This is a genomic window from Vibrio sp. YT-18, assembly GCF_033337345.1.
GTDB classification, from domain to species: Bacteria; Pseudomonadota; Gammaproteobacteria; order Enterobacterales; family Vibrionaceae; genus Vibrio; species Vibrio alginolyticus.
Genome location: NZ_JAWOQO010000013.1, coordinates 111503 through 124456, shown reverse-complemented (window position 1 = coordinate 124456; position 12954 = coordinate 111503). Strand labels below are relative to the sequence as shown.

Sequence of the window (12954 nt, the reverse complement as noted above, 5' to 3'; positions counted from 1 at the left end):
AATTTGCCTCAAAATATGGTAATGAATCGACCAATAACGCCAGTAAAAATCACAATTAGGCTTAGCTCAGCGAGCGCGGGAAATGCAACGTATTTGTGGAGTCCCAGTTTTGTTGCAACGGTTCCAACCAAAATGGTGAGCATGTAAGCCAATGCAATAACCAGCAACAAGGGAGGGAAGTAAACTTCGCCCCACACAAGTTCATGTGGCATTGAGTTCATGGTGTTTTTCTCTATTAACTTGATGAATGTAAAGATAAGGCAAGTGATGGCATCAGTGATAATCGCTTTTGCAGGATCTAATCCATCAAACGAAAGGTGCTATGCGCTATATAGAGGGAATAGCGCAGCAAAGTAGCTTTTTGGACAGTGAAAATAAAAATAAATTTATTTTCCAATTTATTCTATGTTCATTTCAGACCACTAAGTTGTTAAATTTTCGACAATTATTTTTCAATGTTTGCTTTTGAATATGCGAAGTGATGGTTTCGTCCTTCAAATGGGATTACGAGTTGTGAGGTTTTGTTTCTAATATTCGCTTCGAAGCAAACGAGATGCTTTTTAAATTAAATAATCCAACAAATATGAGTGAAAGATTATTCGTTAGATTATTTGAGTTTTATATTTATTAGTAAGAGTAAAATTGTCATGGAAATTATTTCTAACCTTTTTGACATGGCACCATTTGTTGCTCTCTTTATTACGCTCTCTCTCTGTTATATGGTTGGTAAAATTACCATTGGTCGATTTGTTCTTGGCGGTGTTGCCGGAACATTATTAATGGGTGTAATTATTGGGCAATTTGGTGTTCATATTGATCCCGGCGTAAAAAGCATTTTCTTTGCGCTCTTTATTTACGCAGTAGGGTATCAAGGTGGTGCACAGTTCTTCAAAGCACTGAACTTTAGAACCATCAACATTCTACTTTCCGCTGTAGTGATGACGGTTTCTGGCCTGCTTTGTGTACTAGCAGCTGCTTGGATGTTTGATCTAGACAGAGGTACGGCAGCAGGCCTTGCAGCTGGTGGTTTGACTCAATCGGCAATCATCGGTACAGCGGGTGATGCGATCGCACGTCTTGGTGGTGTGACAGAAGAAGCGAAGCACCTAATGCAGACCAACGTCGCAGTAGGCTACGCGGTTACGTACATCTTTGGTTCGCTTGGTCCAATTCTGATGGTGACATGGGTATTCCCAACACTGATGAAGTGGGATATCCGAGCAGAAGCGATTGCTCTAGAAGAGAAAAATTCAAATGGTAAGCGTGATTTAGCGCCGGGTGAGTTCAACGCTGTCACAGCGCTGGTTACACGAGCATTTAAAGTGAGCAAAGATGGTGGGCTAGCAGGCAAAACCTTAGCTCAGTTAAACCAACACGCTCTGGCTGCTTGTATTGAATTGATTCAACGCGATGGCAAAGTGCTAGACGTGGACAAATTCACAGCACTGAAAGAAGGGGATGTCATTGTTGTAACAGGTCGCCGTAATGCAGTACATCAGCTGCAAGATGGTTTGGCTGACAACGAGATTGCACTTCCAGAAGGCTATGAAGTTATTGAAGAAAACCGTCAACTGATCGCAGACAACCGCAAACTGATTGGTAAGTCGCTGCAAGAGATTAAGGAGGCTTCGAACCAAGGCTCTATGCGCGGTATTTATGTGACAGACTATATTCGTGAAGGCAACTCAATTGAAATGACGCCGGATCTTGTGGTGAAGAAAAATGACGTCATCCAGCTTACAGGTACCGCAAAAGACATCAATCGCGTTGAGAAAAACATTGGTCAGCGAATGGGCTCAGCAAACGTGACTGACTTAGTCGTGCTTGGTATGGGCATGGTGGTGGGTCTATTAATTGGTTTAATCAGTTTTAAGATTGCTGGTATTCCCGTCACTATCGGTTCTGGTGCAGGTTGTTTGATCTCAGGTTTGATTGTGGGTTGGTTGCGTAGCCGCAATCCGCATGTTGCTCAGTTTCCTGTGGGGGCCGTGAACTTTATTCGAGATTTCGGTTTGGCAGCATTTGTGGGCATTGTTGGCCTTGAGGCTGGGCCTCAAGCGGTCGACACCATCAAAGAACACGGTATGTCTCTGTTGTTCCTTGGCATGGGTGTAACGATTATCCCTCAGATTATTTCGTTCTTCTTCTCATATTTTGTATTGAAGATTAAGAATCCAGTTGAAGCACTTGGCTGTGTGACAGGTGGACGAAGTGCGAACCCAGCATTTGCGGCTTTAATGGAAAAAACAGGTAATGCAACACCAGTATTCTCATTCACCGTGACTTATGCAGTCGCCAATGTACTGCTTACCCTATGGGGTCCAATTATTGTCGGCATTATTACTTTAAACGCAGGCATGTAATTTAAATAAATTCGAACACTCTTATCGCCTAATTAAATAGGCGGTAGGGGAAGTATTATCCAAATTTTACTAAATAATAAATTCAGGTAAATATTATGACTACGCAAAATACAACAATTGATTTTTCAAAATTTGCAGATTTAAGCCCATTTGAATTAAAAGATAAACTTATTGAAGTGGCACAAACTGTTCCTGACCGCGCTTTATTAGATGCAGGTCGTGGTAATCCTAATTTTCTTGCGACACTACCGCGTAAAGCGTTCATTCGTTTGGGTGAGTTCGCAATATTGGAAGCCGAGCGCACTTATTCATACCTAGATGGTGGTTTCGGTGGCATTCCAGATGGTGTGGGCATTGTTGAACGCTTTGACACGTTTGCAAGCGACAATAAGAAAGAACAAGGTGTGCAGTTCTTAGAAAAGTCGCTGAGCTACGCAAAAGACCGTTTGGGTCTAGAGAAACAAGCATTCTTGAATGAACTGGTTAACGCATACCTTGCATGTAACTACCCAGTGCCACCACGTATGTTGACGAACATCGAAAGGGTTGTGAAGCAGTACATCGCAGAAGAGATGTACGGCCCGATGCCAATGACAACAGACTTCGATCTGTTTGCAACGGAAGGCGGCACAGCGTCTATGACGTACACGTTCCAAACTATGTTCAACAACGGTCTGTTGAAGAAAGGTGACAAGGTCGCGCTAATCACTCCAATCTTTACGCCGTACCTAGAAATTCCAGAACTGAGTGAATACGAACTGGAAATCGTTGAACTACGTTTGGATGAGACAACATGGCAGCTGCCGATGTCTGAAATCGAAAAGCTTGCAGATACAGACATCAAACTGCTTTGTGTTGTTAACCCAGCAAACCCAGCGTCTGTGAAGTTCTCGGATGAAACTCTGGATAACCTATCAAACTTCGTGAACAACGAACGTAGCGACCTATTCATTGTGACTGACGATGTATACGGCACTTTTGCGGACGACTTTGTCTCACTGTTTGCGAAACTACCATACAACACGCTTTGTGTGTACTCGTTCTCTAAGTACTTCGGTGCAACAGGCTGGCGTCTAGGCTCGATTGCAATTCAACACAACAACGTGTTTGACGATGCAATGCGTAGCCTTCCTGAAGCGCGTCAACTTGAGTTGGACGATCGTTACAAAACGCTGACTCCGGAACCGCGTGAGATCAAGTTTATTGACCGTATCGTTGCAGATAGCCGCAGCGTAGCACTTAACCACACAGCAGGTTTGTCTCTTCCTCAACAAGTTCAAATGGCGCTGTTCTCATTGAACTGCTTGATGGACTCAGAGAAAAACTACAAAGAAGCATGTAAACGCATCATTCGCGAGCGTTACAAAACTCTGTACAAAAACATGGGTGTAGAAATTGAAGAAAACAAAGATCGTGTGGACTACTACACACTGCTTGAGCTCGACACTCTGGGCGGCAAATTGTACGGACCAGCATTCGTTGAATGGTTCAAAGCGAGCGAGAAAGGCAAAGACTTCCTGTTCCGCCTTGCACATGAAACCGGCGTTATCCTACTTCCAGGCCAAGGCTTCGATGTAGTGCATGCATCAGTTCGAGTTTCGCTAGCAAATCTTACTCACCACGAATACGAGCTTATCGGTCGTGCAACACGCAAAGTGTTGGATGAGTACTTTGCTGAATTCAAAGGCTAATGAATCCAGCCTGATTAAGAATAAGCCTCGGCGTTGTCGAGGCTATTCCGACCAAATAAGCACAGTGCGCGATATTGTGTTTATTTAGTCGCCAAGCTAACAAACTTCTCAATTAAGAGTGACTTATGAAAAGCATTATTTCTATTCAATCTCATGTGGTTTATGGCCACGCAGGAAACAGTTCTGCAGTCTTTCCGATGCAGAGAATGGGCCTCGAAGTCTGGCCAATTCACACGGTTCAGTTTTCAAATCACACTCAGTACCAGCAAGGTTGGACTGGACAGAAGTTTGGGGCAGATGAAATTCATTCTCTAATGAGAGGCTTAGATAACATTGAGAAGTTAGGCGAATGTGGCGCGATACTGTCCGGTTATCAAGGCAGCGCAGAGCAATGTCGTGCGGTGGCCGAAGCGGTAAGTTTAGTCAAATCGCGTAACCACAGCGCGCTTTATGTGTGTGACCCAGTTATGGGTGATCCAGACAAAGGTTGCATTGTGGCAGACGGTGTCAAAGAAGCGATAAGCCATAGCTTGTTGCCCATCGCTGATGTGATTGTTCCTAACCAGTTTGAACTGAGCGAGTTAACAGGTGTGAAAATTAACTCTCTTTATGATGCAGTCACTGCATGTAAAAAAGCCTTAGAGTTAGGACCGAAAATGGTATTGGTGAAACACCTGCATGCACTAACAGATGACGCCTTCAGTATGATTTTAGCGACGCCGAAAGCAAGCTATTTGGCCCAACGCCCTAGTGTTGAATTTGCTATGCAGCCAGTCGGTGTCGGTGATTTGATTTCTGCGATTTTTACTTCTTGTTTGGTGAAGAAGATGTCTCCTGTCGCAGCCTTTCGTCATACACATAACGCCGTTTACGGTGTATTGGAGATCACCAAAGGCTATGGCACATGGGAGCTACAGACGATCAATGCCCAATACGAATTTGTCGAACCGACGCATGAGTTCAACGTCGTGAAAATTGCTTAGCGCAGTACCTAATTAACGGAGAAGCGTAAAGTTAGCATATAGAAACTTGGCATAATTGCTTTGATGGATAGCATCCTACAATCGCGATTATGGGGTTTAGCCGTGCCTAGCTATAGTAACTCCAAACAACGAAACGGACTTCATTTTGACCCAATTAACTTCAAACTGAGTCTCTGGTCATACGCCAGAGAACATTAAATGAGACTGATTATGAATCGTTTAATTTCCTCTGGTGTGACGGTTGTACTTTCGCTGCTGATAGTAGCTTGTAGTTCACCCCATACGCTGGATGTTCGTGTTTCTCAAAGCAACTATAAAGATGTCGAGATCGCGAGTTCGACACCAAATGAGCCACTTCGAATGTGGGCCAATGAAGCTCCGGATTTTCTCTACTCGTCGCACAATCAAACCACACCGATCAAAGTAGAGGGTGAACAGCTCAATATTTTGGCCTTATCGGGTGGTGGCGTAAACGGCGCGTACGGTGCTGGCGTTTTGATGGGCTTACAGGAAAAGGGTGAGCTGAAAGACTACACCATCATTACGGGCATCAGCGCAGGTGCGTTAATTGCGCCATTTGTTTTCATCGGTGGTGATGCAATGCCAAAGATGAAAGAAGTCATGCTCAACATCAACGACAAAAGCGTCCTGGGTAAAAAGAACTTTTTAAACACATTGTTTAAGGACGCGTTTACCGATGGCGAGAACCTCTATGACTTCATTGCGGACGCTTACCCTGAGCCAATGATTGAGGCGATGGCACAGCAACATCGCAATGGTAAACGCCTCTTTATCGGCAGTACCCATTTTGATTCAGGTGAATTAGTAATTTGGAACATCGGCGCGATTGCGAATAGTGACTTAGTGGACAAATCTGAATTGATCTACAAAGTGCTTGCCGCAAGTGCATCGATCCCTGGCGTTTTCCCTCCACAATTTATCGATGTTGAACATGATGGGGAAACACTTGAAGAGTTACACGTAGATGGTGGTCTTGCAGCGCAGGTGTTCTTTAATCCGTCTAACTTCAACTATCAACAAATTTCAGAGGCTCTGGGGTTAGAAAAAGCACCTCAGTTGGATGTGATTCGCAATGGTGCTTTGAAAGCACCGTATCGACCACTAAAAGACAAAGGGTTGGATTTGGTATCGAAAAGCGTCTCAAGCCTTACGTTAGCGCAAACTCGTGGTGATCTGTATCGAATGAAATACATCAGTGAAATCAACGATATTGAGATGCAGTTTACTTACATCGACCAAGACTTCGGGTACGCCAAAGTGACGAAAGACATGTTCGACCAACATTACTTGCTAACGATTTACGAATATGGATTCAAAAAAGCCACCCAAGGACAACTTTGGGTGACTGAACTCCCTTAATACAGGAAAAAAACACAATGAAAAAAGCCGTTCTAACGTTAATGATGCTCACTGCTTCTGCGACTGCATTTGCACAAAGTGGTGCTCACCTTGACCAGCAAAAAGTCGACAGCGACATGCAGCAACTGTCTGCCATTAAAGAAGAAGGTGCAGCCTTCATCATGATTGATGAGAACTCGAGTTACGTGGCAGTCGAGTACGTGGGTAAGTGGGAAGAGATCAACAACTATGTCTCACACAAAGAAGCAAAGCAACGCAAATTGGAAAAAGTGAACAAACAGTTTGTGTATTCGCAAACGGGTGAAACGCTAACGTCATTAGAACAGAAGATCGTTGACCATATTCAAGCCGATCAACCTAAGTATTTTAGTGTGGATGTTTACCGCGATTATCATGGTGACTCGGGTGAATTTAACTATTTGGCTCGCGTTGTTGAGTACAACTAAGATGGAAGAAACCTACAGACTTTAGTAGGTTTTTTTATGTCGTCGAGAAGGAATTCAAACGCAGCTTGTTACCGTTACCGAGTAGCAATTCTACTATCTTGTGATAATTTAATTAGATAACTCTAAAAAGTAAGCACAACCTATGAATTTTAGTTTTGAACAACTTCTCGCGTTCGTGACCGTTTATGAACAGCTTTCATTTAGTAAGGCGGCGGTCAAACTCAATAAGCACCGAACCACTATAGGGCAGGTGATCACCAATCTTGAAGACCAACTAGCCGTTAACTTGTTTGAGCGAGTCGGTCGTTCGGTAGAACCAACAGAAGATGGCCACCATCTGTACCACTATGCTAAGCAAACCATCGAACAGGCTCGTACTTTCGATAAAGTCGCACTGAGTCTTTCTTACGGTGGATTAGAGAATGTTAGTATCGCCTATTCAAGCGCTATACCACACCGTTTTCTTGTATTGCTTCGTATTCAATTAGCGGCAGATTTTCCGATGATGCGAGTTAACTTTCTTGTTCGTAATCGCAACGAAATTAAAGAGGGTTTACAGAATGGTGAGTATCAATTCGGTATTGTCAATGTGCATGATAGTCGAGCAATACATAGTCTGGATGCGACGTTTTTAGGTCATTTTGAATTTGTTCCTTTCGTCCAGAAAGGTGGTGAACTCGCTTCTGTTGCACCAGATCGAGTATTGACAGCCTTGAGGAATAGTAAACAATTTGTATTGCGGTCTCTTATTGAAGAGGGAATGGGCGAAAAAGTCATCGTAAGTTCGAACCATGAAGAGGTCGACCAATTGGCCCTTGTAGTGAAAATGGTTGAAGCAGGTTTAGGATGGGCGATTCTCCCCAGAACGTTTGCCCATTCGGAGTTTTCTAATAATCATATAGAGCCAGTGGAAGCTTCTGAATTATTGGAAGGTTTTAAGTTTGGTTTTGGCCTATGGTGCCAACCCTCTAAGCAAGTCGGTGATGTAAAAAATTCAATCATGAAGGTCGTTACAGAATACCGAGAGAAAATAATCCGTGATATGACTTAGCGGCGACATGTATCCTGCTCATCCCTCTCAACAACAAGACTCAACGTGAGTCTTGTTTTTTTGTGTCTGAAAAACGTTATCGTTCTAGCGAAGAGCTAATGTCTATTGGAAGGATATAACCCTCTATATGAGAGTATGGAGTCCATACTTTTTGGCTTAATCTAACCTCGCTCAATGGGTAAGCCCAGAGCAAAAAGTGTTTTTACCATATGTCCGCTGCAAGGACGCAGATTTTCAGCCGGGTTTAGTTACCCGGCTTTTTTTATAGTAATAAAAATGTCAGCTATCACCCCAAGCTCTCTGTTACAACTGGCTTGTTACTTCGCTTAGCAATCCAGTACGCAACGCTACCCCAAAGCACAGTGAGTGCCCAAAGTGCTGTCCAATGTGGAGCGACTTGTTGCCAGGTTGCCCCCATTTGGTTTAGTGCTAAGAAAGCTTTGATCGCCCAAGTGCTTGGGCTTAAATCAGCAATCCATAGTAAGGGAGTAGGTATGGCTTCAATCGGCCAAATAAAACCAGCCAAGAAAATGAGCGGCATAGAGCTCACTAAGACGACTAAGGTGACAAGTTCACGCCGAGGTAATAAGTAGCCTAGCCAGAAGCCTAGTCCGCAACAACCTAAAAAGAACGGGAACAACATAGCCAGCAATTCGCCCGCGTTGGCGATATGGTTTACGTTTAAGCGTTCGAAGCTAAAACCAAAATAATAGGCGCCGAGTAAATAATAAATTGCCACAAATACTAACGTTCTCACAAGCAGCAGCGATCCCGTTGATACTTGTGACCAATAGCCACGACCATGACGCTGTGTTCCCGTTTGCAATCCAACCGCCATGATCAACGTTTGTTGTAAAATCAGAACAAATACTGCCGGCACTACGTATTCGATGTAACCCATGGTTGGGTTGAACGTCGGTTTCATATTAAGCTTAATAGCAGAGTAATTATGGCTAGCCATACTCATGGGCATACCATCTATCACCATTTTACTGACTTTCACTTGGGCCCCTAATGTGCCTCCCGCTTGGGCCAATCCTTCTACCACGGTTCCGTACACGAGAAAATACGAGGCGTCCGCAGCGTAGGCCAGAGTCGGGCTTTTACCTAGCATTAGGTCTTTGTAAAAGTGTTCTGGTATGACTAAAAAACCGGTGCTCTCTCGTTGTAAAAATGCTTGCTTTGCATCGGCAATCGTATGAAGTCGAGTGACTACGTTGACTTGTGGGGTGGCATCAACCATACGTTCCAGCTTTAAACTCGTCTGACTACCATCTAGATTAACAATCGCGATTGGTTGTTCACGAGGCGTTTGTTGTGCATAAGGCAAAGGGTATAAAAACGAGTAAAATACGACACCACCAAACACGGTCAACGTAACGACTGGATTGGTTAGAACGGCCTTAAGTTCCGCTTTAATCAGTTGCCACAATGTCATACCGCCTCCTTCGCTTGGCGTGTTGATGAAGCTGTTCGATGTTTACCCATCAAGGCTGCGGTAATGAGCAGGGGCACAACGTAACCAATCATAGGCCATAGCGAGCTTAAAGATTGTGCGGCCGATGCTCCATAGCTTGCTTGACTCACTTGTACTTCAATGTAATGGGTAATCGGCAATAATGAACGCCATGCATAAGCGAGCGTGTTCATGTCAGAAACTGGGAATGTAATTCCCATGAACGCGAAGCTTGGAGCCGTAAATGCGCCAGCAAAACTCATCGCACGTGCAGGATCCATCGACAAGAAGAAGAACAACGCTCCCATAATGATACAGGCGATAACCGTCGCCAATTGTGCTAATAGCATAACCACAAAACTGCCTTCCATTGGCCAATCAAGCACGGAATAAAACCAGTACAAGAACAACGCACCTTGCGCCATAAAGACCGGAATGTACTGACTTAATAGGGTAGTGAGCCTGGCGTATGGCTTTTCGCCCAAAAATGCAAAGCTATTCTTTCCACCATAAATGCGAAAGTGCGCGGCAAGAATCAAAATAGTGCTTACTACAATACATATTTGCCAAATGGCTGGCACGATAGCCGTTACCAAAAATTGTGCGTAGTTATTGTTACGGTTAAATAATGCGGTTATTTGTGTCGACACGGGTACAGCCTGTCCAGCCGCTGCTAACGTTGTGGTGTTACCCTTAGCCAAGTTGCCCATTACTTCAACCTGAGCGTCGAAATAGCCTTGTGCTTGCGCAACGGCAGAGTTGATCAGTTTCGCTACCAAAATGTACTGACTGTTGTAAAAGACAGAAAGTTGAGGTTGGCGGTGCTGGAGAATATCTTGGTCGAACTTAGATGGGATGACCGCGTAAGCGTAGATATCGCCTTCAATCATCGCATTTTTTGCTTCGCTTGCACTGGCGTAATGATAGTTAACAGCCAGACTCGACGACGCATCCAAAGATTGAATGAGCTTTCGAGAAAGTTGGGAATGTTGTAGATCAACCACACCGATTGGCAGATCCCGGGCAATGCCCGCAGAGAACACTCCCCAAATCATCATCGCGAGCAAAATCGGTATCCAAGTAAGGCACGAAAGCAACCACTTGTCTCGTCGTAAGATATGCCGCTGTGAAATCTTAATCGTCATAGCATTAACCTAGTGGTTGTGATTAAAGTTCAACGACAACACTCATTCCCATACGCAGTTCAGGTTCGGGTTGAGCTGGACGAGCTTCTACTTCAAAGGTACGAAGATCAAAACCTTGAGAAGCATCGGTTGCTCTCCACGTTGCAAAGTCACCCATAACGGCAACATGCGTTACTTTGAACTCAACATTTTTGTTTAAGGCAGGCAAATAGGCATCAAAGGTTGCTCCTTTTTTAAAGTGTTGAAGGTAATCTTCACGCACATTCAGTGTCGCCCAGGCATCCTCTGTATCTATCACAGTAACTACTGGGAAGCCCTGAGGTGCTAATTCACCACTTTGAAGCAGAACTTGAGAGACTTCGCCGTCAAACCAGCTGTAGATCTGAGTATCTTTCGCGTACGCTTCTACTTCGGCTACGGCACCTGATGCCATGCGCGCTTTTTCCGCCGCAGCCACTTTGGTTTCACTTCTAGCGCCTTCTTTTGCCATTTCGTACATTTGAAACGCGGCACTTTCTGTGTATTTCGCTGCTTGCCACTGCGTTAAAGCTTCATCGCGCTTTTGTTCTGCAACCACGCCATCGTTATAAAGGTTATTCACACGATTGTAGGTTTTTTCCATTAAATTCGCAGCGGCTTTGGCTTTCATCCACTGATCTTTTGCTGCTTGGATTTGTTGCTCACGTGCGCCTTTCTCAGCTTCTTGAGCTAAGGCGTCCGCCGCTTTTTCACCTGCTTTTGCTTGTTCTAACTTCGCTTCAATTTCAGGACTATGAAGGGTAAAAATAAGCTGACCTTTCTCTACATCGTCGCCTTTACGTACCATTACCTCATCAATACGCCCTGGGACTTTTGAGGAAATGCTGTATTGCTGGGCTTCAATTAATCCCTGTAAGCGGATCGGTTCCGGTTGATAGGCTTGGTAAAATTGATACCCAACCCAAGAGGCAACACCCAAAGCACAAAGTGAGAGTAAAACGGGTTTTAGTGATTTAGCTGCCATGATTTATTTCACCTCTTTGGATGTTGAAGCAGGGATATAAGCGGTATTTTGATATTGTTCGAAGCTGTTCATTTCACTGCTCAATGCGAGTAGCTTGGTTAAAGATATTAAATAGCGGAAACGCGCCGCTGAACGTTGTGTTTCTATACTCGCGACATAAAGTTGTGCATCCACAACATCCAGAGAAGACGACAGACCCTGAGTAAATGCTTTTTCACGCAAGCGCAGGTTTTCGTTAGCGAGTTCAATGCTAGATGCGAGCCCTTGTACTTCATCAATAGCTTGCTGAGCCTCCAAGTATGTCTTTTGGACTAACAGCGATAAGTCTTGTTTGGCTTGGGACTTTAATGAGTCGACCTGCGAGACGACGCTTTGAGCGGCTTTGACTTTTTCGCTTCGCCCTGATGATTCAATCAGTGGAATGCTGACACCAACACCAACTAACCAGTCTGGCTTCATTTGGCTTGCGAGAGAATCGTCTTCATACAAGCTGTAGTCGCCGTAAAGATAAACTTCAGGGTAGTATTTCCCTTTTTCTGCTTTGATTAAGCTAGAGGCTTGTTTGTGTTTAGCGCTCAGAAGCTCTAACCCCGGATAGGTAAGCAACGTTTGATCGACAAAAGCGCTAAGAGGGGGAAGACTGTCGTTGATAAACAAAGATTCAGCGGGCTCTACGGCATCATCTTGCGCGAGTAATTTACCTAATGCAGCCTGAGCGATACTCAAATCGCTGGCAGCTTTACGTGTTTCTACGGATGCTTTATCTAAAGAAGCCTCGGCTTGCAGGCGCTCAACGTGCGCGATTTGTCCTTGCTCTTCAAGCTTAATGGCAAAATCTCGATGCTTTTTTAGCCCAGCTTCAACCGCTTGCCGCGTTGCGAGTACTTCCTTTGCCAGTACGACAGAAAAGTAGTACTTCGATAAATCTTCAAAACGCGCTTGTTGTTCCATTAGAAGCTGACTTTTCGCCTCATCCGTTTTGCCTTCTGCTGCTGATTGAGCCGCAGAAATTCGACCACCAGTAAAAATTGGCCAAATGGCACGAATAGACGAAGAGAAAATATCGCGCTCGGTTATGGTCGAAGTGGTATTAGCTAAGGCACCAAAAATAGGCTGAAAAGCAGGAGGTACGTTAATGTGTGCTCCTGTGCTGTCTAGGATCTGTTTTCCCGACAGCGTGATATCGGTATCTAAACGCGTGTAATTCGCGCCAATAGTAACCTGAGGTAAGTTGAGATTGCTGGTGGCACTCTCTTGGTATTGGTAGTTCTCGACGTTTGAGCGTTGAGCTTTAAGAGAATAGTTGTTTTCTAGCAATAGCTGCCATGCGGTATCAAAAGTGATCGGTGCCGCATGACAGGCAAGGGAAATCGAGCTGCTAAGTAAGCCCAGTATCCAAACCTTTCCTGTTTTTTTCATAATGGCTGCTTTGTCGT

General features: G+C 44.4%; 11 protein-coding genes. 6 read left to right on the top strand and 5 right to left on the bottom strand.

Annotated features, from left to right (window positions below; translation table 11 throughout):
- Positions 1-8 precede the first annotated feature (8 nt).
- Positions 9-221, bottom strand: a complete 213-nt coding sequence (locus R7M72_RS17530) for a DUF1656 domain-containing protein (RefSeq protein ID WP_005377106.1) — start codon at positions 219-221, stop codon at positions 9-11.
- Between the two features lie 426 nt (positions 222-647).
- Here R7M72_RS17530 and aspT point away from each other — a divergent pair, with 426 nt between their 5' ends.
- The 6 genes from aspT (at position 648) to R7M72_RS17500 (ending at position 7914) form a co-directional block, all read left to right on the top strand.
- Positions 648-2363: an aspartate-alanine antiporter gene (gene aspT / locus R7M72_RS17525; RefSeq protein WP_318056279.1), complete on the top strand. Its 1716-nt coding sequence runs from the start codon at positions 648-650 to the stop codon at positions 2361-2363.
- Positions 2364-2458: 95 nt separating this feature from the next.
- Entirely contained in the window at positions 2459-4054 is a 1596-nt protein-coding gene (locus tag R7M72_RS17520) for a bifunctional aspartate transaminase/aspartate 4-decarboxylase (protein ID WP_318056278.1), read from the top strand.
- Positions 4055-4179: 125 nt separating this feature from the next.
- Complete coding sequence (gene pdxY / locus R7M72_RS17515; RefSeq protein WP_033906186.1) at positions 4180-5037, top strand: pyridoxal kinase PdxY; 858 nt, start codon at positions 4180-4182, stop codon at positions 5035-5037.
- 210 nt (positions 5038-5247) lie between these two features.
- On the top strand, positions 5248-6417 hold the full coding sequence (locus R7M72_RS17510; protein ID WP_033906185.1) for a patatin-like phospholipase family protein: 1170 nt from the start codon (positions 5248-5250) through the stop codon (positions 6415-6417).
- 17 nt (positions 6418-6434) lie between these two features.
- Positions 6435-6863 carry a hypothetical protein gene (locus R7M72_RS17505; protein ID WP_033906184.1) on the top strand — a complete coding sequence of 143 codons (429 nt, stop codon included), beginning with the start codon at positions 6435-6437 and terminating at the stop codon, positions 6861-6863.
- A 142-nt stretch (positions 6864-7005) separates the two neighbouring features.
- Positions 7006-7914, top strand: coding sequence for a LysR family transcriptional regulator (locus R7M72_RS17500; protein ID WP_033906183.1), 909 nt, complete (start codon positions 7006-7008; stop codon positions 7912-7914).
- Positions 7915-8200: 286 nt separating this feature from the next.
- On the opposite strand, the gene R7M72_RS17495 is transcribed toward R7M72_RS17500, so the two are convergent.
- From R7M72_RS17495 to R7M72_RS17480, 4 genes are read right to left on the bottom strand one after another with little or no spacing between them, the layout of a single operon-like run.
- Positions 8201-9352, bottom strand: a complete 1152-nt coding sequence (locus R7M72_RS17495) for an ABC transporter permease (protein ID WP_318056277.1) — start codon at positions 9350-9352, stop codon at positions 8201-8203.
- The gene (locus tag R7M72_RS17490) at positions 9349-10515 is read right to left on the bottom strand and encodes an ABC transporter permease (RefSeq protein WP_054579566.1); all 1167 of its coding nucleotides are present in this window, start codon (positions 10513-10515) and stop codon (positions 9349-9351) included. The genes R7M72_RS17495 and R7M72_RS17490 overlap by 4 nt, the downstream gene beginning before the upstream one ends.
- A 22-nt stretch (positions 10516-10537) precedes the next feature.
- The gene (locus tag R7M72_RS17485; RefSeq protein WP_005377122.1) at positions 10538-11518 is read right to left on the bottom strand and encodes an HlyD family secretion protein; all 981 of its coding nucleotides are present in this window, start codon (positions 11516-11518) and stop codon (positions 10538-10540) included.
- A gap of 3 nt (positions 11519-11521) precedes the next feature.
- Positions 11522-12937, bottom strand: coding sequence for a TolC family protein (locus R7M72_RS17480; protein WP_025768106.1), 1416 nt, complete (start codon positions 12935-12937; stop codon positions 11522-11524).
- Positions 12938-12954 lie beyond the last annotated feature (17 nt).